At 72.8% G+C, this 23,487-nt stretch carries 21 protein-coding genes; 11 read left to right on the top strand and 10 right to left on the bottom strand.

Annotated features, from left to right (window positions below; translation table 11 throughout):
• Positions 1-95 precede the first annotated feature (95 nt).
• Both ACFW47_RS23985 and ACFW47_RS23980 read right to left on the bottom strand, forming a co-directional pair.
• The gene (locus tag ACFW47_RS23985; RefSeq protein ID WP_386277788.1) at positions 96-860 is read right to left on the bottom strand and encodes a DUF4239 domain-containing protein; all 765 of its coding nucleotides are present in this window, start codon (positions 858-860) and stop codon (positions 96-98) included.
• 16 nt (positions 861-876) lie between these two features.
• The gene (locus tag ACFW47_RS23980; protein WP_386277786.1) at positions 877-1,443 is read right to left on the bottom strand and encodes a hypothetical protein; all 567 of its coding nucleotides are present in this window, start codon (positions 1,441-1,443) and stop codon (positions 877-879) included.
• Positions 1,444-1,763: 320 nt separating this feature from the next.
• On the opposite strand from ACFW47_RS23980, the gene ACFW47_RS23975 reads away from it, so the two are divergent.
• From ACFW47_RS23975 to rmdA, 3 genes are all read left to right on the top strand, one after another.
• The gene (locus ACFW47_RS23975; RefSeq protein ID WP_386277784.1) at positions 1,764-2,714 is read left to right on the top strand and encodes an SCO0930 family lipoprotein; all 951 of its coding nucleotides are present in this window, start codon (positions 1,764-1,766) and stop codon (positions 2,712-2,714) included.
• Positions 2,715-2,939: 225 nt separating this feature from the next.
• Complete coding sequence (locus tag ACFW47_RS23970; protein WP_386277782.1) at positions 2,940-3,752, top strand: SAM-dependent methyltransferase; 813 nt, start codon at positions 2,940-2,942, stop codon at positions 3,750-3,752.
• Positions 3,749-5,893, top strand: coding sequence for a cyclic Di-GMP phosphodiesterase RmdA (rmdA, locus tag ACFW47_RS23965; protein WP_386277780.1), 2,145 nt, complete (start codon positions 3,749-3,751; stop codon positions 5,891-5,893). The genes ACFW47_RS23970 and rmdA overlap by 4 nt, the downstream gene beginning before the upstream one ends.
• A 171-nt stretch (positions 5,894-6,064) precedes the next feature.
• Here rmdA and ACFW47_RS23960 read toward each other — a convergent pair whose 3' ends face one another.
• Positions 6,065-6,949, bottom strand: coding sequence for a LysR family transcriptional regulator (locus tag ACFW47_RS23960; protein ID WP_386306978.1), 885 nt, complete (start codon positions 6,947-6,949; stop codon positions 6,065-6,067).
• 131 nt (positions 6,950-7,080) lie between these two features.
• Between ACFW47_RS23960 and ACFW47_RS23955 the strand changes: the two genes are divergently transcribed.
• From ACFW47_RS23955 to ACFW47_RS23930, 6 genes are all read left to right on the top strand, one after another.
• Positions 7,081-7,752: a succinate dehydrogenase gene (locus ACFW47_RS23955; RefSeq protein WP_386278587.1), complete on the top strand. Its 672-nt coding sequence runs from the start codon at positions 7,081-7,083 to the stop codon at positions 7,750-7,752.
• A gap of 1 nt (position 7,753) precedes the next feature.
• Entirely contained in the window at positions 7,754-9,703 is a 1,950-nt protein-coding gene (locus tag ACFW47_RS23950) for a fumarate reductase/succinate dehydrogenase flavoprotein subunit (protein WP_386277776.1), read from the top strand.
• Positions 9,700-10,446, top strand: coding sequence for a succinate dehydrogenase/fumarate reductase iron-sulfur subunit (locus ACFW47_RS23945; RefSeq protein WP_386306976.1), 747 nt, complete (start codon positions 9,700-9,702; stop codon positions 10,444-10,446). The genes ACFW47_RS23950 and ACFW47_RS23945 overlap by 4 nt, the downstream gene beginning before the upstream one ends.
• 204 nt (positions 10,447-10,650) lie before the next feature.
• Positions 10,651-11,421: a GNAT family N-acetyltransferase gene (locus ACFW47_RS23940; protein ID WP_386306974.1), complete on the top strand. Its 771-nt coding sequence runs from the start codon at positions 10,651-10,653 to the stop codon at positions 11,419-11,421.
• A complete protein-coding gene (locus ACFW47_RS23935) occupies positions 11,421-12,239 on the top strand; it encodes a lysophospholipid acyltransferase family protein (RefSeq protein WP_386277770.1) in 819 nt (272 codons plus the stop codon). The genes ACFW47_RS23940 and ACFW47_RS23935 overlap by 1 nt, the downstream gene beginning before the upstream one ends.
• A 72-nt stretch (positions 12,240-12,311) precedes the next feature.
• The gene (locus tag ACFW47_RS23930; RefSeq protein WP_386277768.1) at positions 12,312-13,202 is read left to right on the top strand and encodes a DUF2382 domain-containing protein; all 891 of its coding nucleotides are present in this window, start codon (positions 12,312-12,314) and stop codon (positions 13,200-13,202) included.
• 45 nt (positions 13,203-13,247) lie between these two features.
• Here ACFW47_RS23930 and ACFW47_RS23925 read toward each other — a convergent pair whose 3' ends face one another.
• Both ACFW47_RS23925 and ACFW47_RS23920 read right to left on the bottom strand, forming a co-directional pair.
• Entirely contained in the window at positions 13,248-15,593 is a 2,346-nt protein-coding gene (locus ACFW47_RS23925) for an ATP-binding cassette domain-containing protein (RefSeq protein WP_386306972.1), read from the bottom strand.
• 63 nt (positions 15,594-15,656) lie between these two features.
• A complete protein-coding gene (locus ACFW47_RS23920) occupies positions 15,657-16,676 on the bottom strand; it encodes an LLM class flavin-dependent oxidoreductase (protein WP_386277763.1) in 1,020 nt (339 codons plus the stop codon).
• A 59-nt stretch (positions 16,677-16,735) separates the two neighbouring features.
• Here ACFW47_RS23920 and ACFW47_RS23915 point away from each other — a divergent pair, with 59 nt between their 5' ends.
• Positions 16,736-17,227, top strand: coding sequence for a hypothetical protein (locus tag ACFW47_RS23915; protein WP_386277761.1), 492 nt, complete (start codon positions 16,736-16,738; stop codon positions 17,225-17,227).
• Positions 17,228-17,248: 21 nt separating this feature from the next.
• On the opposite strand, the gene ACFW47_RS23910 is transcribed toward ACFW47_RS23915, so the two are convergent.
• Complete coding sequence (locus ACFW47_RS23910) at positions 17,249-17,464, bottom strand: dodecin (RefSeq protein ID WP_386277759.1); 216 nt, start codon at positions 17,462-17,464, stop codon at positions 17,249-17,251.
• Between the two features lie 249 nt (positions 17,465-17,713).
• Between ACFW47_RS23910 and ACFW47_RS23905 the strand changes: the two genes are divergently transcribed.
• Positions 17,714-18,976 (top strand): extracellular solute-binding protein, encoded by a 1,263-nt coding sequence (locus tag ACFW47_RS23905; RefSeq protein ID WP_386306969.1) that lies wholly within the window; start codon positions 17,714-17,716, stop codon positions 18,974-18,976.
• Between the two features lie 30 nt (positions 18,977-19,006).
• On the opposite strand, the gene egtD is transcribed toward ACFW47_RS23905, so the two are convergent.
• The 4 genes from egtD to egtA are packed head-to-tail and all read right to left on the bottom strand — an operon-like array spanning position 19,007 to position 23,419.
• Positions 19,007-19,969, bottom strand: a complete 963-nt coding sequence (gene egtD, locus ACFW47_RS23900; RefSeq protein WP_386306967.1) for an L-histidine N(alpha)-methyltransferase — start codon at positions 19,967-19,969, stop codon at positions 19,007-19,009.
• Positions 19,966-20,766, bottom strand: coding sequence for an ergothioneine biosynthesis protein EgtC (gene egtC, locus ACFW47_RS23895; protein ID WP_386277753.1), 801 nt, complete (start codon positions 20,764-20,766; stop codon positions 19,966-19,968). The genes egtD and egtC overlap by 4 nt, the downstream gene beginning before the upstream one ends.
• Positions 20,766-22,121, bottom strand: a complete 1,356-nt coding sequence (egtB, locus tag ACFW47_RS23890) for an ergothioneine biosynthesis protein EgtB (protein ID WP_386277751.1) — start codon at positions 22,119-22,121, stop codon at positions 20,766-20,768. The genes egtC and egtB overlap by 1 nt, the downstream gene beginning before the upstream one ends.
• Positions 22,118-23,419: an ergothioneine biosynthesis glutamate--cysteine ligase EgtA gene (gene egtA / locus ACFW47_RS23885; protein WP_386306964.1), complete on the bottom strand. Its 1,302-nt coding sequence runs from the start codon at positions 23,417-23,419 to the stop codon at positions 22,118-22,120. The genes egtB and egtA overlap by 4 nt, the downstream gene beginning before the upstream one ends.
• Between the last annotated feature and the right edge of the window lie 68 nt (positions 23,420-23,487).

Genomic DNA, 23,487 nt, shown 5'->3' with positions numbered 1-23,487 from the left:
GGTCCGCCGCGATCGCAGTCGCGCGAATGGGGCAGCCGTGTGGGCCGCTCAGGGGACGCCGACGGCGTGTCGGGCGCCCCCTGGGGCGGGGAACCTCAGTCCCGTGCTCCGGGGAAGAGGTTCAGGAACGGGTCCGTCGACGCCGCCACACCGCGGCTGAACGGTGCGTCGAAGTCCCAGATGAGGAAGAGCAGGAAGGCGATCAGCGCCGAGAACAGCCCGGCCAGGATCAGTTCACGGGCCGTGCGCCGGATCTGCAGGGCGAAGACCATTCCGACCGTGACGACACCGCCCGTGATGAGGCCGAACCACACCACGCCCGGCATCGTCGCACCGGTCGACTCCGCGCGGGCGATGCGGGCCTGGTCCGCGGCGGTCACCTGGTCGACGAGCGGCTGGTACGCCTGGGCCTCGAAGTCCGTCCTCGGTTCGTAGTCCGTGACGTCCGCCCGGACGCGGTCGAGGAGCTCGGTGCCGCGCTCGGTCACCTCGCCCCGGTCGGCCATCACCTTCCACTCGGTGGTGACGACGTGTCCGACATAGGCGTTGACATCCTCCCGGATGCGGTCACGGACGTCGGGCGGGTAGACGCGGACGCGTTCCGAGATCTCGTGCAGCGCGACCGCCTCCGCCTGGACGTGGTCCTGGGCGGCGCTGCGCGCCTCCCAGACACCCGCGATGGCCAGACCCAGGACGATGGCGTACACCACACCGATCCACATCGTCATGTACTCGATGACGTCCGGGGTCTCGGTGATGTCCTCGTCGTCGGACGCCCGGCGGTGCCGCACGAAGGTGATGATGACCACCACGACACCGGCGGCCACCATCGCGAGGGTGAGAACAAGCCATTCCGGCAAGACAGGCTCCAGGGGATCAGCGCGCACGGAGCGCGGCGACGGCGACCACCGCGGGCACCGTGATGAGCAGGACGAAGACGAGCGGCGAGGTGGCCCCGCGCGAGGACCGCTGCTGCGGACGGGCGGCGCGGTAGCGCGGGTAGTGCACCGGACTCAGCGACGGCCGGGGCGTGGGCGTGACGGACGGGGAGGGCGCGGGGGGCGCCGGCCGGTCCGGTGCGGGGGTGGACGCCGGCGGAGGGGCCGGGGGCGGGGTCGGCGCGGGCCGCTCCGGTGCCGGTCGCGGGGGCGGCGCGGGAGGCGGCGGCTCGGGTCTCGGTGCGGGCGGCGCCGGCGGTTCCGGTTCGGGCTCCGGCTCGGGCGGTGGCGGGGGAGCGGGCGTCGGCGGTGGTGGCGCGGGCGTCGGCGGCGGGGCGGGCGGAGGTGTCGGAGAGGGCTCGGGGCACGCCGGGAAGGTGGGCCAGGTGCCGCTCCCGGCGACCGCCACGGCGTCGATGCCGCCCGGTCCCGTCGAGGCGTACGCGCAGGCGTCCGCCCGCGCCGGGCCGACCGGTGCGCCGACGAGCGTGAACGTCAGCGTCACCAGGGCCAACACCCGTCCGGCACAGGCGGATCGGGTCGGTTCGGGTCCATGCACGAGCAGATCATGAGGCCCGCGCGAGCCGGGACAGTCCCGATTACCGGACGATTGACCCGAAGGGGGTAAGCGGGGCCGTCGGCGGTTTGACCAGCGCGGCTCTGCGCGCGCCCCGGTCCGTACCCGTGTACGACGGCGTCGGCACCGTGCCGGGCGGGAAAGAAGACCGCGTCCCGATTGAACACGACCGGCGTCCGCGTGCGTACCCAGTGTCGTGCGGCGGCGCCCAGCCGTCCCGGAACCTTCGTGACGATCGGGGATTATCGATGAAGACCTCCTGGCGGAGCGCCTCACTCGTGGCGGGCGCTGCGGTGGTGCTGGCGCTGACGACGGCGTGCGGCCAGGACGGCGGCGGCGCCACCGGCAGCCAGAACGTGGGCGCCACGGCCGCGCCCGGGGACGTCGGCGACATCGGGACCGGGGCCGGCGAGGGACTCGGCAGCGGCACCGGCGCGAACGGGCGGGCGTCGGCGAACGCGCCGCAGCCCGCGGGCAAGCTGTCGGTCTCCACGAACGCCGAGATCGGCGAACTGGTGACCGACGGAGCCGGCCGCACCCTCTACCGCTTCGACGCGGACACCGCCGAGCCGCCCAAGACGACCTGCGAGAACGACTGCGCCACCGCCTGGCCGCCCGTGGCCGCCGACGACGTGCTGGCCGGCGAGGGCATCGACGAGAAGCTGCTCGGCGAGGTCACCCGGCCCGACGGCACCAAACAGCTCACCATCGGAGGCTGGCCGGCCTACCGCTACGCCAAGGACACCGCCGCGGGCGACGTCAAGGGCCAGGGGGTGGGCGGCAAGTGGTACGCGCTCGCCGCCGACGGCAAGAAGGCCGAGGCCAACGACGCGCCCGGACTGTCCACCCGCGACGACCCGAAGCTCGGCGAGATCGTCGTCGACGGGAACGGGATGACCGTCTACCGCTTCATGAAGGACGAGGCGTGGCCGAAGCCCGTGTCGGCGTGCACCGGCGAGTGCCTGGAGAAGTGGCCGATCGTGGCGCCCGTGGAACCGAACGACACCGAGGGCGTCGTGAAGAAGGACCTGATGACCTTCACCCGGCCCGACGGGGCCGAGCAGCAGACGGTCGACTGCTGGCCGATCTACACCTTCGCCGGTGACAAGAAGCCCGGCGACACCAACGGCCAGGGCGTCGGCGGCACCTGGTACGCCGTCTCGCCCGACGGAAAGCCGGTCGGCGCGCCGAAGAAGTAGCGGCCTCCCGCCCGCCACCACTGGCGCGCGACCCGAGGGCCGTCCCCTCCGCACCCAGGCGGAGGGGACGGCCCCGTTCGCGTGCTTCGGCCTGCCTTGTCGCGTGGCACGTGCCGCGGGCAGTGACCGGGAACGGACGGTCAATTTCCGGTTGGGCTCGCCCGTTTGGCGGGCGATCAGTAGCCTCTGCTCGAACACCGGATCGCCTATGCCTTGGAGTGCTAGATGGAGCGTCCCGCCTGGGCCCCCCGCAGCATCGACATCACGGTGCCCAGCGTGTCCCGGATCTACGACTTCTACCTGGGCGGTTCGCACAACTTCGAGGTGGACCGGGAAGCGGCCCGCAGGGCCATGGAGTTCATGCCGGGACTCCCCAAGATCATGCAGGCGAACCGGGCGTTCATGCGCCGCGCCGTGCGCTTCGCGGCGGCGGAGGGCATCGACCAGTTCCTGGACATCGGCTCCGGCATCCCCACCTTCGGCAACGTCCACGAGGTGGCCGCGCGCAGCCGCCCCGGCTCCCGCGTCGTCTACGTCGACCACGATCCGGTGGCGGTCGCGCACAGCGAGGCGGTCCTGGCGGGCGACGACGACGCGGGCGTCGTGGCCGCCGACCTCCTCAAGCCGCGGGAGATCCTCGCCAGTCCTCAGGTGGAGCGGCTGATCGACCTGAATCGGCCGGTGGCCCTGCTGCTGGTTGCCATACTGCACTTCGTGGAAGACGCGGACGACCCCTACGGCGCGGTGGCCGAGTTGAGCGGCGCGCTCGCGCCGGGCAGCATGCTCGTCCTCACGCATGCCTCGTACGAGGGCATCCCGCTGCCCGCGGAGCGGGCCGAGGGTGCGGTGGACGTGTACAAGGACATCCGCAATCCGCTGATCATGCGCTCGCGCGACGAGATCGCGCGGTTCTTCGAGGGGTACGACATGGTGGAACCCGGACTGGTGCCGATGCCGCGCTGGCGGCCGGAGGGCGCACCGGAGGACGAGGACCCGTACGCCTTCTCCGGGCTCGCCGGCGTGGGGCGTACGGCGTGACGGCACAGCCGGGCGGGCCGGAGGACAGACTGCGCCGGTTCGCGACCATCTGGAGCCGGGCGGTCTTCCCGGTGACCTCGACGTCGTCGACCCGGCCCGAGTTCGAGGAACAGCTGCTGCCGCTGGCCCGCAGGCTGTGCGGGGTGCTGCGGGCCCGGAGCTTCGACGCCGACGAGGCCAGGGCGGTCGGCGCGGCGCTCGTCGACGCGCACTGCACCGACCCCGAGGCGCTCACCCGGACCCTGGACTGCGTGGACGCCTACCTGGTGCTCTACTGCGGCGAGGACGGCGACCCCGAGGACCTGCGGGCCCGTTCGGCCCGGCTCCAGCACGCGATGGCGGCCGGGTTCGCCGGGGCACTGCGGGCCAGGACCCTGGCCGAACAGGAGGCCATCGCGCAGGCGGCCCTGAAGGCCCAGGGCGTGGTCGCCGAGGCCCTGCACGCCAGCGAGGCCCGCTTCCGCGCGGTCTTCGAGGGCGCCGCCATAGGCATCGGCATCGCCGACCTGGACGGCAACGTCCTCCAGGTCAACGAGGCGCTGATGCGCATGTTCGGCATCACGGACCGCACGATGCGCGGCCGCAAGGTCCGCGAGTGGTCGCACCCCGACGACGCGCCCCAGACCTGGCGGCTCTACGACGAGCTGGTGCGCGGCGAGCGCGAGCACTACCACGTGGAGAAGGCGTTCTACCGGCCCGACGGCACCGTCCTGTGGACCAACCTCACCGTCTCCCTCCTGCGCGACGCCGACGGCACCCCGCAGTACCAGCTCGCGCTGATGGAGGACACCACCGAACGCCGGCTGCTCAACCTCCGGCTGCGCTACGAGGCCACGCACGACGCGCTGACCGGCCTGCCCAACCGCAGCTTCTTCTTCGAACGCCTGGAGAAGGCCCTGAACGCGGGCCCCGGCCAGCGCTTCGGCCTGTGCTACCTCGACCTCGACGGCTTCAAGACCGTCAACGACAGCCTCGGCCACGCGGCGGGCGACCGCCTCCTCGTCGAGGTGGCCGACCGCTTGCAGGCCTGTGCCACCGCGCCCGGCGAAATGGTCGCCCGGCTCGGCGGCGACGAGTTCGTGGCGCTGACCACCGGCCCCGACACCCCGCATGAGGTCGACGAGCTCGCCGGGCGCATCATGAACGCGCTGCTCGCCCCGATCAGCGTCGACGGCCGCGAACTGACCGTGCGCGGCAGCATCGGCGTCGTCGAGGGCCCGGCGGGCGAGCGCAGCCCGGCCGAGGTGCTGCGCAGCGCCGACATCACCATGTACCGGGCCAAGTCGGCGGGCGGCAACCGCTTCGAGCTGGCCGACCCGGAGGCCGACGCCCGGGTCATCACCCGGCACGGTCTGACGACCGCGCTGCCCGCGGCCCTGGAGCGCGGCGAGTTCTTCATCGAGTACCAGCCGCTGGTCCACCTCGGCGACGGCAGCGTGCACGGGGCCGAGGCACTGGTGCGCTGGCTGCACCCGCAGCACGGCGTCCTCGGCCCGGACCGCTTCATCCCGCTCGCCGAGCACACCGGGCTGATCGTGCCGCTGGGCCGCTGGGTCCTGGAGCAGTCCGTCCGGCAGGCCCGCGACTGGCGCGAGCGGTACGACGCGATCACCTCCGCCGGCCCGCTGCGCATCAACGTCAACCTCTCGCCCTGCCAGCTCACCCATCCCGGCCTGGTCCAGGACACCGTCGACATCCTGGAGCGCGCCGGCGTCACCCCGGACGCGCTCTGCCTGGAGGTGACGGAGTCGGCCCTCATCGGCGCCGACGACGACCTCCTGAAGCCGCTGCGCCGGCTGGCCGAGCTGGGGGTGGACATCGCCCTGGACGACTTCGGCACCGGCTACTCCAACCTCGCCAACCTGCGCCGGCTCCCGGTGAGCGTCCTCAAGCTGGACCGCTCCTTCACCCAGAGCATGCAGCGGTTCCCGGCCGACCCCGTCGACCTCAAGATCGTCGAGGGTATCGTCGCCCTGGCCCACAGCCTCGACCTCAAGGTCACCGTGGAGGGCGTGGAGACCGGCGCCCAGGCCGAACAACTGCGCATACTCGGCTGCGACACGGCCCAGGGCTGGTACTACGCCCGCCCGGGGCCACCGGAGCGGCTGCACGAACTGGCGCTGGTGGACGCGACGGCGTGACTGTCTCCCCCGCGCCCTGTCACGGGCGCCGGGGGAGCGCCCGTCAGGGGGGCGGGGCTTTGACATTGTGCGGCTTCGCCGCGTGGGCGCGAGCAGCCACGGATCACCCGCACCTGGGCGAACAACCACCCCTGCGGCGCCACCGGCCCCTGCCTGCGCCGAGAGGGACAGTCACCGCTCCAACAGCATCCGCTGCAACTCCCGCGCCGCCCGAGGCGGAGCCACATCACTGCGGTGCGCCAGCGCGATCGTCCGGTGCAGCCCCGGCCGAGCCAGCGGAGTGACCCGCAGACCGCGCCCTGAGCGCGCCGCCACCATCCGGGGCACCACCGCCATCCCCAGCCCCGCCCGCACGAACCCCAGCACCGCGTCCATCTCCCCGCCCTCCACGGCGAAGTCCGGCTCGAAGCCCTCCGCACGGCACGCCGCCACCGTCAGCTCCCGCAGGTCGTAGCCGTGCCGGAACATCACGAGGCGCTCGCCCTCCAGGTCGGCGACGCGTACGGCGCGCCGTCCGCCGCCCGGCCGGGGCGCCTCCGGGGACGACACCACCACCAGGTCCTCCCGCAGCAGCTCGACCGTCGTCAGCGCCGGTGACGCGGTGGGCAGCGGAAGCACCACCAGCGCCAGGTCCAGCGCGCCCCGCGCCAGCTCCCGCACCAGGTCGTGCGAGCCGCCCTCCTCGATCATGAGCCGGACGCCGGGATACCGGTCGTGGAAGGCGCGCAGCACGTCCGGCAGCAGCCCGGTGCACAGACTCGGCGTGGCGCCCAGCCGCACCCGCCCGCGCCGCAGTTGCGCCAGTTCCAGCACCTCGTGCCGGGCGGTGTCGGCGTCGGCGAGGATGCGCCGGGCCAGCGGCAGCAGGGCCTCCCCGGCGTCGGTGAGCGTGATGTTGCCCCGCGCGCGCTGGAACAGATCCGCGCCCAGCTCCCGCTCCAAGGCCTTGATCTGCTGCGACAGCGACGGCTGCGCCACGTGGACCGTCTCGGCGGCCCGGGTGAAGTGCCGGGTCTCGGCGACCGCGACGAAGTACTGGAGCTGCTGCAACTGCATGCGACCACCCTACGTCGGCGATAGCCACAGCCTATGGAAACAAGGCGGACCATGTCTTGGACCGATGGCACTTCGCCCCCGTAGCGTCTTGTGACATGGCTCTGGCAACGCGGACGGACCGACGGCCGTCCATGGCGCGCACCGTGTGGGACTCGACCGTCGGCAAGAAGACAGTGATGGCGGTCAGCGGTCTCGTCATGCTGCTCTACCTGGCCGCCCACATGATCGGGAACCTGAAGATCTTCTTCGGGACGGCCGAGTTCAACGAGTACGCCCACTGGCTGCGCACGGTCGGTGAGCCGTTCATGCACTACGAGTGGACGCTCTGGCTGATCCGCGTGGTGCTGGTCGTCGCCGTCGTCGCCCACGCCGTCTCCGCGTACCAGCTCAGCCGCCGCGACATCAAGGCGCGGCCCAGCAAGTACGTGCACAAGCGGAAGCGGGCCAGTTACGCGACGCGCACCATGCGGTGGGGCGGGATCATCCTCGGCCTGTTCATCGTCTGGCACATCCTGGACCTGACCACCGGCACCGTGCACTCCGGCGGCTTCGAGACCGGCAAGCCCTACCAGAACGTCGTGGACACCTTCTCCACCTGGTACGGCAACACGATCTACATCGTCGCGATGCTCGCCCTCGGCCTGCACATCCGGCACGGCTTCTGGTCCGCCGCCCAGACCCTCGGCGCCGGCAGCCGTACCCGCGACCGCGCCCTGAAGACGACCGCGAACGTCCTCGCGCTGCTGCTCACGATCGGCTTCGTCGCCGTACCCGTGGGCGTCATGACCGGAGTGGTGAGCTGACATGACAACCTACGCCGACTACACGACCGGTGAGCCGGTCGCCGACACCAAGGCCCCCGCCGGGCCCGTCAGCGAGCGCTGGGACACGCGCCGCTTCGAGGCGAAGCTGGTCAACCCGGCCAACCGGCGCAAGCAGACCGTCATCGTCGTCGGCACCGGTCTCGCGGGCGGCTCGGCCGGCGCGACCCTCGCCGAACAGGGCTACCGCGTCGTCCAGTTCTGCTACCAGGACTCCCCGCGCCGAGCCCACTCCATCGCCGCGCAGGGCGGTATCAACGCCGCGAAGAACTACCGCAACGACGGCGACTCGATCCACCGCCTGTTCTACGACACCGTCAAGGGCGGCGACTTCCGCTCCCGCGAGTCCAACGTGCACCGGCTCGCGCAGATCTCCGTCGAGATCATCGACCAGTGCGTGGCACAGGGCGTGCCCTTCGCCCGCGAGTACGGCGGCCTGCTCGACACCCGCTCCTTCGGCGGCGTCCAGGTCTCCCGCACCTTCTACGCCCGCGGCCAGACGGGCCAGCAGCTGCTGCTCGGCGCCTACCAGGCGCTCAGCAGGCAGATCGCGGCCGGCAACATCGAGATGCACCCGCGCACCGAGATGCTCGACCTGATCGTCGTGGACGGGCGGGCGCGCGGCATCGTCGCGCGGGACCTGATCACCGGGAAGATCGACACGTACTTCGCGGACGCGGTCGTCCTCGCCAGCGGTGGCTACGGCAACGTCTTCTACCTCTCCACCAACGCCATGAACTCCAACGCCACCGCCGTGTGGCGGGCGCACCGGCGCGGCGCCTACTTCGCCAACCCCTGCTTCACACAGATCCATCCCACCTGCATCCCGCGCACCGGCGACCACCAGTCCAAGCTGACGCTGATGAGCGAGTCGCTGCGCAACGACGGCCGGATCTGGGTGCCGAAGGCGAAGGGCGACGACCGGCCGCCGAACAAGATCCCCGAGGACGAGCGCGACTACTACCTCGAGCGCGTCTACCCGTCCTTCGGCAACCTCGTCCCCCGCGACATCGCCTCCCGCGCCGCGAAGAACGTCTGTGACGAGGGCCGGGGAGTGGGGCCCGGCGGCCAGGGCGTGTACCTGGACTTCGCCGACGCCATCAAGCGCATGGGGCGCAAGGCCGTCGAGGCCAAGTACGGCAACCTCTTCGACATGTACCAGCGGATCACCGACGAGGATCCGTACCGGGTACCCATGCGGATCTACCCCGCCGTGCACTACACGATGGGCGGACTGTGGGTCGACTACGACCTCCAGACCACCGTCCCCGGCCTCTTCGCCATCGGCGAGGCCAACTTCTCCGACCACGGGGCCAACCGGCTCGGTGCCTCCGCACTGATGCAGGGTCTGGCCGACGGCTACTTCGTGCTGCCGGCCACCATCAACGACTACCTCGCCCGCAATCCGCACAAGGACGAGGTGGGCGCGGACCACCCGGTGGTCCAGGAGGTGCTGGCCGAGACCGAGGACCGGATCAACCTGCTCCTCTCCGTCGACGGCGACCGCACCCCGGACTCCTTCCACCGCGAACTCGGCGAGCTGATGTGGGAGTTCTGCGGCATGGCCCGCACCGACTCCGGGCTGCGCAAGGCCCTGGAGCGCATCCCGCAGATCCGCGAGGAGTTCTGGCGGCGGATCAAGGTCCCGGGCACCGGCGAGGAGTTCAACCAGTCCCTGGAGAAAGCCAACCGCATCGTCGACTACCTGGAGCTCGCCGAGCTGATGTGCCTCGACGCGCTGCACCGCGCCGAGTCCTGCGGCGGCCACTTCCGCGAGGAGTCCCAGACCCCGGACGGCGAGGCGGCCCGCAAGGACGACGAGTTCGGCTACGCGGCGGCCTGGGAGTTCACCGGGACCGGCGAGGCCCCCACCCTGCACAAGGAAGACCTGGTCTTCGAGTACGTCCACCCCACCCAGCGGAGCTACGCATGAAGCTCACCCTGCGCGTCTGGCGGCAGAAGAACGCCGACGCCGAAGGCGCCATGTCCACGTACGAGGTGGACGGGATCTCGCCCGACATGTCCTTCCTGGAGATGCTCGACACCCTCAACGAGGAACTCATCCTGGGCGGCGAGGAGCCGGTCGCCTTCGACCACGACTGCCGCGAGGGCATCTGCGGTGCCTGCTCGCTCGTCATCAACGGTGACGCCCACGGGCCCGAGCGGACCACCAGCTGCCAGCTGCACATGCGGTCCTTCAAGGACGGCGACACCATTGACGTCGAGCCGTGGCGGGCCGCCGCCTTCCCGGTCGTGAAGGACCTGGTCGTCGACCGCTCGGCCTTCGACCGGATCATCCAGGCCGGCGGCTACATCACCGCGCCGACCGGTGCGGCCCCCGAGGCCCACGCCACGCCGGTGCCGAAGCCGGACGCGGACTTCGCCTTCGAGCACGCCGAGTGCATCGGCTGCGGCGCGTGCGTCGCAGCTTGCCCGAACGGCGCCGCGATGCTCTTCACGTCCGCGAAGGTCAACCACCTGAACGTGCTGCCGCAGGGTGCGCCCGAGCGGGAGACGCGGGTGCTGGACATGGTGGCGCAGATGGACGACGAGGGCTTCGGCGGCTGCACACTGGCCGGCGAGTGCGCGACGGCATGCCCGAAGGGCATTCCGCTGGTGTCCATCACCAGCATGAACAAGGAGTGGCTGCGGGCCACGCGCAAGGTGGCCAAGTAGCCCCACGGACGTTCGCCGGAAGGTGCGGACGGGCGGGGCCGGGACAGGTGCTCATCCCGGCCCCGTCTCGCATGCGCGCCCGGCATTCAGCAAGCGCACACCCGCTCTCCCGGCACTGGTCACGCGCAGTACAGCCGGCGTCGGAAGAACTGTGGCGGACCGCCCCGCGTCCAGCGGACCCGCCCCGTGACCAGGAGAGCACCCATGACCGGTGTACTGACCGCAGACCGCACCCCAAAGCCCGCCGCACCCCACCGCTACACCGTCAGCCTCGCCCGGGACGAGGAGGACGTGCGGGCCGCGCAGCGGCTGCGGCACGACGTCTTCGCCGGGGAGATGGGCGCCCTGCTGGCGAGCCCGCAGCCCGGACACGACATCGATCCCTTCGACGCGTACTGCGACCACCTGCTGGTGCGCGAGGAGACGACCGGGCAGGTCGTCGGCACCTACCGGCTGCTGCCGCCCGAGCGGGCCGCCGTCGCCGGACGGCTCTACGCGGAGAGCGAGTTCGACCTGACGGCACTGGACGCCATCCGGTCCGGCCTGGTCGAGGTCGGCCGCTCCTGCGTGCGCCCAGGCCACCGCGACGGCGCCGTGGTCGGGCTCATCTGGGCCGGCATAGCCCGCTACATGACCGAACGGGGCCACGAGTGGCTGGCCGGCTGCTGCTCCGTCCCGCTCGCCGACGGCGGCGCCCTCGCCGCCGGTACCTGGGACCGGGTGCGGGACAAGCACCTGGCGCCCGAGGAGTACCGGGTGCGGCCGTTGCTCCCCTGGGTCCCGCGCGCCTCGGCGCCGGCCGGCCGCACCGAGCTTCCGGCGTTGCTGCGCGGCTACCTCCGCCTCGGCGCCTGGGTCTGCGGCGAGCCCGCGCACGACGTGGACTTCGGCGTCGCCGACCTGTACGTGCTGCTGCCGATGAACCGGGTCGACCCGCGCTACCTGCGGCACTTCCTCTCGCTCGTCCCGGCCTGATGAGCGCCTGGCTGCCCACCGCGCCCTGCACCCCGGGGGCGTGCGTGGAGCCGCTCCCGGCCGCCCGGGCCCTGCCGCGCGCCGTGCTGCGGCTCACGGCGGTCGCCGTGCTGCTCCTCGCCGGCGTCGCGGTCGTACTGACGCCGCTGCGCACCCGCGTCCCGGCCGTCCTGGTGCGGTGCTGGTGCCGCTGGGTCGTGCGGGCCGCCGGTGTCCGGGTGCGCGTCTCGGGCGCCGTCCCGCCCGAGGGCGGGCTGCTCCTCGTCGCCAACCACGTCTCCTGGCTCGACATCCCGCTCCTCGCCGCGGTGCGGCCCGCCCGGATGCTGGCCAAGAGCGAGGTGCGGCGCTGGCCGGTGGCGGGCCCGCTGGCCGCGCGGGCCGGCGTGCTGTTCCTGGAACGGGACCGGCTGCGGGCCCTTCCCGGCACGGTCGCCGTGATCGCGCGGGACCTGCGCGCGGGCGCGGCGGTCGCCGCCTTCCCCGAGGGCAGCACCTGGTGCGGACGCGCCCGGGGCCGTTTCCGCCGGGCCGTCTTCCAGGCCGCCCTGGACGCGGGGGTGCCGGTCCAGCCCGTCCGCATCCGCTACCTCAGCGGGGAACGGGCGGTGGGCACGGCCGCCGCGTTCGTGGGCGAGGACACCCTGCTCGCCTCCCTGTGGCGGGTGGCGTCGGCGCGGGGGCTGACGGCCGAGGTGGAGGTGCGCCCCGTGCTCCCGCCCGGCCGCCACCGCGACCGGCGCGCCCTCGCCGCGGCCGCCGAGCCGGAGCACGGCCACCTCGGGAAAGCACATTCGAAAAGTATGCGCACTTTGTGACGTATGTGCCGTTTTCGTACGGCTGATGCGGACATCCGGAAGGCAGGCACTCCGGAAGGAGGGTGATGCCAGATGATCACCCGTGAAGAGATCGCCAACGTCCTGGACCATCCGGTCTACGACGGGGACGGCAACAAGATCGGCGACGCCAAGCACGTCTTCTTCGACGACATGACCGGGCGCCCCGAGTGGGTGAGCGTCAAGACGGGGATGTTCGGCTCCAACGAGTCCTTCATACCCATCCGTGACGCCGCGGTGGTGCAGGACCACCTCGAGGTCCCCTACCGCAAGGAACAGGTCAAGGACGCACCCAATGTCGACGTCGACGCGGGCGGCCATCTGTCCGAGTCGGAGGAGCACCGGCTCTACGACTACTACGGAATCAACTGGGACAGCGTGCTCTCGGAGGCCGAGCGCACCGACGACGGCCGCTTCGCCGCCGGCCCCGGACCGGCGGGCACCGCCCAAGCGGCGGGAGCCGCGGGCGCGGCGGGCATGGCGGGCACCGCCGGCACGGCGGGCGGCACGGCGGGCCGTCAGGAGGGCGCGGACCGCACCGGCATGCGCGGCGACGACGCCATGACCCGCTCCGAGGAGCAGATGCACGTCGGCGTCGAACGGCGGGAGTCCGGCCGGGCCAGGCTGCGCAAGTACGTGGTCACGGAGGAGGTCCAGCAGACCGTTCCGGTCAGCCACGAGGAAGTCCGGGTGGAGCGCGAGCCGATCACCGAGGCCAACCGCGGGGACGCGCTGGCCGGGCCGGAGATCAGTGAGGCCGAGCACGAGGTCACGCTGCACGAGGAACGCCCCGTCGTGGAGACGGAGACGGTCCCGGTGGAGCGCGTCCGGATGACCACGGAGGAGCACACCGAGGACGAGATCGTGCGCGGCCGGGTACGCAAGGAACGGATCGAGGCCGAGACGGAGCGCTTCGACGACGAGACGCGGCCGGGCCGCGAGTAGTCCTCCGCGCCCCTCAGCGCGGGGCGGGGCACCGGCGACCCGGTATCACCGGCGCCCCGCGCCGTGCAGCGCCTCGGCCAGATACCGTGCCGTGACGCTCCCGTCCGCCCGTGCCACCTCCGCCGGCGAACCCTCGGCCACGATCCGGCCGCCCGCCTCGCCGCCGCCCGGTCCCAGGTCGATCACGTGGTCGGCGCCCGCCACCACGGCCATGTCGTGCTCGACGACGACGACCGTGTGCCCGGCGTCCACCAGCCCGTGCAACTGGCGCATCAGCACCTCGACGTCGGCCGGGTGCAGACCGGTCGTCGGCTCGTCGAGGAGATACAGGGTGCGGCCCCGCCGCCCCCGCTGCAGTTCGCTCGCCAGCTTGATGCGCTGCGCCTCCCCACCGGACAGCTCGGTCGCCGGCTGACCCAGCCGGAGGTAGCCGAGCCCCACGTCGAGCAGCGCGGCGAGGCTGCGGGCCACCGCGGGCGTGTCCGCGAAGAACTCCGCCGCGCCCTCCACCGTCAGGTCCAGCACTTCGGCGATGTTCCGCCCCCGGTACGCCACTTCGAGCGTCTCCGGGTTGTACCGCGCCCCGCCGCAGTCCGGGCAGGGCGCGTACGTGCTCGGCAGGAACAGCAGCTCGACGCTGACGAAACCCTCGCCCTGGCAGGTCTCGCAGCGCCCTCCGGACACGTTGAACGAGAAGCGGCCGACGCCGTAACCTCGCCGACGAGCCTGGTCGGTGCCCGCGAAGACCTTCCGTACGACGTCGAACAGGCCCGTGTACGTGGCCAGGTTGGAGCGCGGGGTCCGGCCGATCGGCCGCTGGTCGACGGAGACCAGCCGGCCCACCCCCGGCAGCTCCTCGGTGATCTCGCCGATCAACGTCGACTTCCCCGAGCCGGACACGCCCGTCACCGCGGTGAGCGCGCCCAGCGGGAACCGGGCGGTCACCTCGCGCAGGTTGTGCCGGGTGACCGGGCCGACCGTCACCGAGCCGCGCGGGGCGCGCGGCGCACGGGCGGGCGCGGGGGAGCGGCCGAAGAGGTGACGGGCCGTCGCGGACTCGCCGACACCGGCCAGCCCGTCGACCGGACCGCTGTAGAGCACCCGTCCGCCGTGTTCGCCCGCCCGCGGACCGACATCCACGATCCAGTCGGCGCCGCGCATCACGCCGAGGTGGTGCTCCACCACGAACACCGAGTTGCCCGCCGCCTTCAGCCGCTCCAGCACCGTCAGCAGCGCCTCGGTGTCCGCCGGATGCAGTCCCGCCGACGGCTCGTCCAGGACGTAGACGACCCCGAACAGCCCGGAGCGCAGCTGCGTCGCCAGCCGCAGCCGCTGCAGCTCGCCCGCCGACAGCGTGGGCGTCGAGCGGTCCAGGCTCAGGTAGCCGAGGCCCAGCTCGACGACGGGCGCGATCCGGGAGGAGAGGTTCCCGGTGAGTGCACGGGCCGTCTCGCCGTCCGTCGGCAGCGCCCCGGAGAGTTCCGTGAGCGGCAGCGCGGCCAGCTCGGCGATGGTGCGCCCGCCCACGGTCACCGCCAGGGCCTCCGGCCGCAGCCGTCCGCCGCCGCAGACGGGGCAGGGCGCACTGGTGAGGAAGCGTTCCGCCTTCGCCCGCAGCGTGGCGCTCCTCGTGTCCGAGAAGGTCTTCAGCACGTACCGCCGGGCGCTCATGTACGTGCCCTGGTACGGCCGCTGGATGCGGCCCGCGTCCCGTACCGGGTGCACGGTGACCACCGGCTGCTCGTCCGTGAACAGGATCCATTCCCGCTGCTCGGCGGGCAGCTCGCGCCAGGGCCGGTCCACGTCGTGGCCGAGCGCGTCGAGGACGTCCCGCAGGTTCTTGCCCTGCCAGGCGCCGGGCCAGGCCGCGATCGCGCCGTCCCGGATCGACAGCGAGGGGTCCGGGACCAGCAGCTCCTCCGTCGTACGGTGCACCCGCCCGAGGCCGTGGCACTCAGGACACGCCCCGGCCGCGGTGTTCGGGGAGAAGGCGTCCGAGTCGAGACGCGGCGCGCCCGGCGGGTAGTCGCCGGCGCGGGAGAACAGCATCCGCAGGGAGTTCGAGAGGTTGGTGACCGTGCCGACCGAGGAACGGGACGTCGGCCCCGTGCGGCGCTGCTGCAGTGACACGGCGGGTGGGAGTCCGGTGATCTCGCCGACCTTCGGGGCGCCGACCTGGTGGATCAGCCGGCGGGCGTACGGCGCGACCGACTCGAAGTATCGCCGCTGCGCCTCCGCGTACACCGTCCCGAAGGCCAGCGACGACTTCCCCGACCCCGAGACACCGGTGAACACGGCCACCACGTCCCGGGGGATGTCCACGTCCACGCCCTTGAGGTTGTGCTCACGGGCGCCGCGCACCCGGACGTACGGGTCGTGGGGACTGTGCATCGCGGGGAACTCCGTACGGTCTTCGGCCCGGTCGCTTCCGGGGAGGGGACAAACCCCGCGATTCTATGCCGCGGCGGTGGCCGTTTCCGTGCCGGTGACGCGGGCGAGCCGCCGGTGGGAGTCCAGCAGGGCCTCGCGGTCGTACGTGCTCGTGGTGACCAGGACCTCCTGGGCGCCCGTGTCCTCGATGAGCGACTCCAGCTCCTCGGCGACCTGTTCCTCGGTGCCGGCGAGGTGCCCGGACAGACCTGACTCGTACAGGCCGCGCTCCTTGGCGGTCATCGTCCGGGCCGCGGCCTCCTCGGGCGGGGGCAGGGGCGGGAAGGACCCGCGGGTGCGGGCCTGCGCCATGGACCAGGCCTCCGGGACCAGGAGCCGCCGGGCCGCCTCGGGGCTGTCGGCCACGGCGACCGTGCCGGAGACGACGACGTACGGCTCCCCGGCCCACTCGGAGGGGCGGAACCCGGCGCGGTAGCGGTCGATGCCGCGCAGCATCCGGTCGCGGTCGCGCAGGTCGCCGATGACCATCGGCAGCCCGGCCCGGGCCGCCACGGCCGCGCCCTCGCCCATGGCCAGCACGAACGGCGGCACCGTCAGCCCCTCCGCCGGGCGGGCGTGCGCGCCGGTGGGGGACGTGCCCCGGAACCAGCCGAGCAGCTCGGCCAGTTGTGCGTCGAAGTCGTCGGCGTCGTCCTTGTCCCGGCCCAGCGCCCTGCGCACGCCGTCGGTGAAGCCCACCGAGCGGCCCAGACCCATGTCGATCCGCCCGGGGAAGAGAGACTCCAGGACGCCGAACTGCTCGGCGACGACCAGCGGCCGGTGGTTGGGCAGCATGACGCCGCCCGTGCCGACCCGGATGCGGCGCGTGGCACCGGCGACGGCGGCGGCCAGCACGGTCGGCGCCGAGCCCGCCACGCCGGGCACGCCGTGGTGCTCCGCCACCCAGAACCGGTGGTAGCCCAGCCGCTCGGCCTCCCGCGCCAGCGCCACGGTGTCGCGCAGCGCCTCGGCGGCGGTGTGTCCCTCGCGGATGCGGGAGCGGTCGAGGACGGAGAAGCGGGTGGACGCGATCACTGAGGTCACACCGGGTTCAACGTATGAACGGCGCCAGGATTCCCGGCAGCGCGTTCTAGGGTGGGCGGGTGACCGACAGCGAGAAACCCCCGGTGGCCGTGTTCGACCTGGACAACACCCTCGCCGACACCGCGCACCGGCAGCGGTTCCTGGAGCGCCGGCCCCGCGACTGGGACGCCTTCTTCGCCGCCGCGCCGCACGACCCGCCGCTCGCCGAGGGCATCGCGCTGGTGCGGGAGAGCGCCGAGGAGTGCGAGATCGTCTATCTGACCGGGCGGCCCGAGCGCTGCCGGCGCGACACGCTCGACTGGCTGGCCGCGCACGGCCTGCCCCAGGGGCCCGTGCACATGCGGGGCAACGCGGACCGGCGGCCGGCGCGGCGCACCAAGCTGGAGATCCTCCGGCGGCTCGCCCGGACCCGCGAGGTGAGGGTCCTGGTGGACGACGACGAACTGGTCTGTGACGACGCCGAACGGGCCGGGTTCACGGTCGTCCGGGCCCGCTGGGCGGCGCGGTCGGCCGAACTGCGGGTGGCGCAGGAGCGCGAGGGCCGCACCTGACCGGCCGGGCTCCCGTTCCGCTCAGTCCGTCTCCTCCAGGCGGAAGCCGAGCTTCAGGCCGACCTGCCAGTGCGCGATCCGCCCTTCCTCGATCTGGCCGCGCACCTGGGTCACCTCGAACCAGTCGAGATTGCGCACGGTCTGCGTGGCGCGGGTGATGCCGTTGCGGACGGCCTGGTCGACGCCGTCGGGCGAGGTGCCGACGATCTCGGTGACCCGGTAGATGTGGTTCGACATGCGGGTGCTCCCTTCCGCGGGCGGCGGTGTGCCGCGTCACTCCACCGTGCCCCAAGCCGGGACGCGGCGCGAGGCGTCGACTCCGGCGGAGCAACCGACCGTCACCCCTTGACCTCGGCATTGGTCCATACCAACATGGCAGCCACCCGTTCGAGCTTCGGGCTCGTCCCCCACGTCGGGTCTCCCTTCGCATGCGCAGGACTTCGCCGTCCGCGCCCGCACCCTGTTCGTCAGACTGAAGGACCCTCCGTGAGACGTCGCCTCCTCGCCCTTGTTTGCGTGTCCGCCTCCCTGCTCAGCGGCTGCGGCCTGATGTCGCAGGACGGCGAGGGCGAGCGGCGTGCGGTCACGGTCTGGCTGATGAAGGGCAGCGCCTCCGACGACTTCCTGAAGCGGTTCACCGAGGAGTTCGAGCGTGAACACCCCGACCTCGACCTCGACGTGAAGATCCAGGAGTGGACCGGGATCGGCGACAAGGTGCAGACGGCGCTGAAGGCCGACGGAACCGACGGGCCGGACGTCATCGAGGTGGGCAACACCCAGGTCCCGCAGTACGCGGAGGGCGGCCGGCTCCAGGACCTGACACTGGAGTCGATGCGGGACTGGGGCCTTGAGGACTGGCTGCCGGGCCTCGCCGAACCGGGCCAGTGGATGTCCCACCAGTACGGCATCCCCTGGTACGCGGCCAACCGCGTGGTCATCTACCGCAAGGACCTGTTCGAACAGGCCGGTATCACCGGACCGCCCCGCACCCGCGAGGAGTGGCTCACCGCCACCGAGAAGCTCGACACCGGCGGCGACCAGGGCATCTACCTGGCCGGGCAGGACTGGTACACGCTCTCCGGATTCATCTGGGACGAGGGCGGCGAACTGGCCGTGGAGGAGGGCGGGACCTGGCGGGGCGCCCTGGACTCCGAGGCCGCCCTGCGCGGCATGGACTTCTACCGCGAACTGCAGGCCCTGGGCGACGGTCCGGTCGACGCCGACGAGGAACACCCGCCGCAGGCCGGCGTGTTCGCGGACGGGGGCGTCGCGCAGATCGTCGCCGTGCCGGCCGTCGCCCAGACCATTCTGCGGGACAACCCCGGCCTCAAGGGCAAGCTGGGCTTCTTCCCGGTGCCCGGCAAGACCGCCGGCAAGCCCGGCGCCGTCTTCACCGGCGGCTCCGACCTCGTCGTGCCGAAGAACACCGACCAGCACGAGGGCGCCCTCGCCGTCGTCGAGGCGCTGGCCGGCACCGAGTGGAACACCGACCTGGCCCGCACCATGCACTACGTCCCGAACAAGAAGTCCCTCGCCGACGCCGTCGCGGGCGAGGAAGCGGTCGCCGCCATGGCCGCCGGTGCCGCACAGGGCCGGGCGACCCCCGGCACGCCCCGGTGGGGCGCGGTGGAGGCGGACAATCCGATCAAGGAGTACATGACGAAGGTGCTCACCGGGGGCGACGCGGAGTCGGAGGCCGGCAAGGCCTCCGACCGCATCACCGAACTCCTGGACCTGGACGCGCGCTGACCCGCGCGGCCCGGGCCGGGGCGCCCCGGATCAGCGCACGACGCTCAGCGACAGCGCGAACCGGTCCTCGCGGTCCGTCCACCAGTGGGCCAGGTCCAGCCCGGCCCCGGCCAGTTCGGCGCGCACACCGTCCTGCCGGAACTTCGCGGAGACCTCGGTGCGCAGTTCCTCCCCGGCCGCGAAGTCGACGGCCAGGTCGAGCGCCTGCACCTTGACCGTCTGCGCGGTGCGCGAGCGCAGCCGCATCTCGATCCACTCCCGTTCCGCGTTCCACAGCGCCACGTGCTCGAAGGCGGCGGGCGCGAAGTCGGCCGCCAGCTCCCGGTTGATCACGGACAGCACGTTCTTGTTGAACGCGGCCGTCACCCCGGCCGCGTCGTCGTACGCCCGCACCAGCACCCGCTCGTCCTTCACCAGGTCCGTGCCCAGCAGCAGGGCGTCGCCGGGGGAGAGCAGACCCCGCACGGCGGTCAGGAACGCGGCGCGCTCCTCGGGCAGCAGGTTGCCGACCGTGCCGCCGAGGAACGCCACGAGCCGTGGGCCCGGCGTCCCGGGCAGCGTCAGCCCCGAGGTGAAGTCGGCGATCAGCGCGTGCACCTGGAGGTCCGGGCGCTCGGCGACGAGCGCCTGCCCGGCCTGGGTGAGGGCGCTCTCGCTGACGTCGACCGGCACGTAACCGCGCAGCCCGGTCAGCGCGTCGAGCAGGAACCGCGTCTTCTCCGAGGAACCCGAACCCAGCTCCACCAGGGTGCGGGCGCCGGTCGCCGCGGCGATCTCGCCGGCCCGGTCGACGAGGATCTCCCGCTCGGCCCGGGTCGGGTAGTACTCGGGCAGCGCGGTGATCTCCTCGAACAGCTCGCTGCCGCGCGCGTCGTAGAACCACTTCGGCGGCAGCCACTTCGGTGTGCTCGTCAGCCCTGCCAGGACGTCGTCGCGCAGGGCGGCGTCCGTGGCGTCCTCGGGCAGCGTGCGGGTGAGACGGAACGGGCTCACGTGCGGGGCTCCTTAGGGGAGACGAAAGCGTCTGCGAGGGCGTCGCCGCCCGGATCCTTCAGCGGAGTGAGCAGCACGTCCGTGCCGCTCGCCGCGAGCAGCGTGCGGTCGGGGACCTCCTGCCAGTGCGGGTCGTCGTCGTACGGCTCCGAGGCGACGACCGTGCCGCCGCCGGACCGCGTCAGGTACCACAGGGTGTCGCCCCAGGTGGTGGCCGTGACGGTGACGCCGTCGGTCAGCAGCAGGTTGAGCCGGGAGGCCGGGGCCGCGTCGGCGACCTCCGCCACCGTCTCGGCGAGCGCCCGGCCCGCGTCGTCCCCGGCGCGCAGCCGGGCCAGCACCAGCGCCCACACGAGTGCGGAGTCGTTGCGGGCCTCGAGCGCCAGCAGGTCCTCGGGCGGCAGCGTCGCGGCCACCCCGGCCAGCGATCCGGGCCAGCCGGCCACGGCGCCGTTGTGGCTGAACAGCCAGGTCCCGGCGGCGAACGGGGCCGCCGCGGCCTCCGCGTCGGCCCCGGAGAGCGTCGCGTCCCGCACGGCGGCCAGCAGCGCGCCGGTCCGCACCACCCGTGCCAGGTCGGCGAAGGACTGGTCCGCCCAGATCGGCCCGGCGCGGCGGTACCGGGCCGGCACCGGGTCCCCCTCGGCGTACCAGCCGACGCCGAACCCGTCGGCGTTGACCGTGCCGTACCGCTGGTGCCGCGGCGCCCAGGACTGGCGGTACAGCCCGTGCGGCGGCGCCACCACGAGCCGGGCGATCGGCTCGCCGGGGCCCACGTAGGCCAGGTGACGGCACATCAGGAGCCCTCCGCCGACCGGGCGGTGCGGAAGCCGGAGAAGATCTGCCGCCGTATCGGGTAGTCCCAGTTGCGGAAGGTACCCCGGCAGGCCACCGCGTCCACCGCGAACGAACCGCCGCGCAGCACCTTGTAGTCGGGCCCGAAGAACACCTCCGAGTACTCCTTGTACGGGAACGCCCGGAAACCCGGGTACGGGGCGAAGTCGCTCGACGTCCACTCCCAGACGTCGCCGATCAGCTGCCGCACGCCGAGCGGCGACTCACCGGCCGGATAGCTGCCGGCGGGCGCCGGACGCAGGTGCCGCTGGCCGAGGTTGGCGTGGTCCGGCCCCGGGTCGGTGTCGCCCCACGGGTAGCGCATCGTGCGGTCGCCCGCCGGGTCGTGCCGGGCGGCCTTCTCCCACTCGGCCTCGGTGGGCAGCCGCCGCCCGGCCCAGCGGGCGTAGGCGTCGGCCTCGTACCAGCACACGTGCACCACCGGCTCGTCGGCCGGCACCACCTCGGTGACGCCGAAGCGCCGCCGCAGCCACTGCCCGCCGTCCCGGCGCCAGAACAGCGGGGCGGTGATGGAGTGGCGGCGGATGTGGTCCCAGCCCTGAGGGGCCCACCAGCGCGGGTCGTCGTAGCCGCCGTCGTCGATGAACGCCTGGTACGCGCCGTTGGTCACCGGCGTGGTGTCGAGGTGGAAGGGTGCCACCTCGCGCCGGTGCGCGGGGCGTTCGTTGTCCAGCGCCCACGGCTCGGTCGACGTGCCCATCACGAACGGGCCGCCGGGCACCAGGACCTCCGCCGGGCCGGTGAACAGCGGCACCGGATCCGGGTCCGGCGCCGTCAGGGCCTGCGGGCCCTTGCGGAGCTGGTGCGTGATGAGCATGGTCTCGTCGTGCTGCTGCTCGTGCTGGGCGATCATCCCGAAGGCGAAGCCGGCCTCGGTCAGCCGCGTCCCGTGGAACGCGGTGGCCTCCAGCACGTCCAGCGCCCGTCCGCGCACGTCGGCCGCGTAGCGCCGGGCCTCCTCGGGGGAGAGCAGCGGCAGCTTGGGCCGCTCGGCGCGCGGATGCTCGAAGGCGTCGTACAGGCTGTCTATCTCCGGGCGTATCGCCTCGTGCCCGGCGACGGCGCGCAGCAGCCACTGCTCCTCCTGGTTGCCGATGTGCGCCAGGTCCCACACCAGGGGTGACATCAGCGGCGACACCTGCGCGGTGAGGTCGGGACCCTCCACACAGCTGGTCAGCAGCGTGGTGCGGTCGCGGGCGGTGACCAGTGTGTCGAGGGCCCGTTCGCGCAGGGTCTCGGCGTCGACGGGGGGTACGGCGGTGGTGTCGGTGGCGGTGTCCATGGCGGGGTCGGTCATGGGCGGATCTCCCTCCCGTGCGGGCCACGGCTCGCGCCGTCCGGCATCTCCAGCAGATCGTCGGCGGGGCAGCGGCCCCTGAGGACGTAGCGATCCAGGTACCCGGCGACGGCGTCCGTGACCGCGGGCGTGGCACCGACCCGGGGCAGGGCGCCGAGCGCCGCGGTGAAGCACGTGACGGCGGCCTCGCGCAGCTCCGGATCGGTGAGCGCGAGGCGGGCCGCGTCCTGGTACAGCGGGTTGTGCGGGGCGCGCAGGCCGAGCGTGCGCTCCGCGAGGGGCTTCACCGAGCGGTAGGCGGTCTCGGTGGCCTCCGGGTCGTCGAACAGCGCCGCCGTCACGGCGAGCGGCACGATCCAGCCGTCGTCCCCGGGCTGCGCGTCGATCATGCGCAGTTCCAGATGGCCGCGCGGCCTGACGGGCGGGAACAGCGTGGTGAGGTGGTAGTCCAGGTCCTCCCGCGTCGGCGCTCTGGGCGTCCGGTTCCGGGTCCACTCCCGGAAGGTCATGCCCTCCGGCACGTCCCAGGGCCCGCCGTCCCGGCGCACGCACATCACCGGCGCGTCCAGGACGTGCCGGGTCCAGGCGCCGCGGGGGTCGGAGTCCAGCGCGGGGCCGCCTGCCCGCCCGGTGCCGATCTGGGTCCAGCGCAGCTGACGGGTGGACCGCCAGCCGGTGGGCCGGTCGCCGGCCAGCGGGGAGTTCGCGAACGCGGCCAGCAGGACCGCGCCCAGGTGGTGGGCCAGCCACCAGCGGCGCACGTGCCCGAGCGGACCGGGCTCCTCCTGACCGGCGTCGAGGCACACCTGCACGGAGGCGGAGGTGCACATCATGAAACGCCCGGCGGGGCCGGTGCGGTCGAGACAGGTCTCCATGGCGTCGTAGCGCGGCTGCCGCAGGAAGCGGCGGGGCGCCTGCCAGGGGTCGTGGCCGAGGCCGACGAGGGCGAGACCGTCCTCGCGCAGGACCGCGCGTACGGCGTCGAGGTCGGCGGAGACGGCGCCGACGCACTCCGTCAGGGAGGCGGCGGGCAGCGAGCTGAGCTCCAACTGGCCGCCCGGTTCGACGGTCAGCGCGGATCTGAGGGGCACGGTCCGCAGAGCGGCGTAGACCGCTTCGAGTCGTTCGGGTGCCACGGGGAGCCGTGGCGCGTGCGTGTCGTGGACCAGCCACTCCACCTCGACGCCAAGGCGCCGGGGCGGACCGGTCTTGAAGCAGATGCCGTGGACCAGCGCCTCGACCTCCGCTTCGGTGACAGTGGTGCGTGGCTGTATACAGCCACCTACCGCTTCGGACATGTCGGGATCCTCCTGAGATTCCACCATGTCACCGACCCGTTCACGGTGGGCCGGGTCGGCACACTCGT

Origin of the sequence: Streptomyces sp. NPDC058796, from assembly GCF_042745235.1 — a bacterium.
Taxonomy (GTDB): Bacteria; Actinomycetota; Actinomycetes; order Streptomycetales; family Streptomycetaceae; genus Streptomyces.
Note: the sequence above shows the minus strand (reverse complement) of the source record. Positions and strands in the feature narration are given on the sequence as shown.

Excerpts from the sequence above, each read along its gene's own strand:
- ACFW47_RS23975 (WP_386277784.1), top strand. The coding sequence starts at position 1,764 with ATGAAGACCTCCTGGCGGAGCGCCTCACTCGTGGCGGGCGCTGCGGTG.
- ACFW47_RS23970 (WP_386277782.1), top strand. The coding sequence starts at position 2,940 with ATGGAGCGTCCCGCCTGGGCCCCCCGCAGCATCGACATCACGGTGCCC.
- ACFW47_RS23960 (WP_386306978.1), bottom strand. The coding sequence starts at position 6,949 with ATGCAGTTGCAGCAGCTCCAGTACTTCGTCGCGGTCGCCGAGACCCGG.
- ACFW47_RS23955 (WP_386278587.1), top strand. The coding sequence starts at position 7,081 with ATGGCGCGCACCGTGTGGGACTCGACCGTCGGCAAGAAGACAGTGATG.
- ACFW47_RS23950 (WP_386277776.1), top strand. The coding sequence starts at position 7,754 with ATGACAACCTACGCCGACTACACGACCGGTGAGCCGGTCGCCGACACC.
- ACFW47_RS23945 (WP_386306976.1), top strand. The coding sequence starts at position 9,700 with ATGAAGCTCACCCTGCGCGTCTGGCGGCAGAAGAACGCCGACGCCGAA.
- ACFW47_RS23940 (WP_386306974.1), top strand. The coding sequence starts at position 10,651 with ATGACCGGTGTACTGACCGCAGACCGCACCCCAAAGCCCGCCGCACCC.
- ACFW47_RS23935 (WP_386277770.1), top strand. The coding sequence starts at position 11,421 with ATGAGCGCCTGGCTGCCCACCGCGCCCTGCACCCCGGGGGCGTGCGTG.
- ACFW47_RS23930 (WP_386277768.1), top strand. The coding sequence starts at position 12,312 with ATGATCACCCGTGAAGAGATCGCCAACGTCCTGGACCATCCGGTCTAC.
- ACFW47_RS23925 (WP_386306972.1), bottom strand. The coding sequence starts at position 15,593 with ATGCACAGTCCCCACGACCCGTACGTCCGGGTGCGCGGCGCCCGTGAG.
- ACFW47_RS23910 (WP_386277759.1), bottom strand. The coding sequence starts at position 17,464 with ATGTCGAACCACATCTACCGGGTCACCGAGATCGTCGGCACCTCGCCC.
- egtC (WP_386277753.1), bottom strand. The coding sequence starts at position 20,766 with ATGTGCCGTCACCTGGCCTACGTGGGCCCCGGCGAGCCGATCGCCCGG.
- egtB (WP_386277751.1), bottom strand. The coding sequence starts at position 22,121 with ATGACCGACCCCGCCATGGACACCGCCACCGACACCACCGCCGTACCC.
- egtA (WP_386306964.1), bottom strand. The coding sequence starts at position 23,419 with ATGTCCGAAGCGGTAGGTGGCTGTATACAGCCACGCACCACTGTCACC.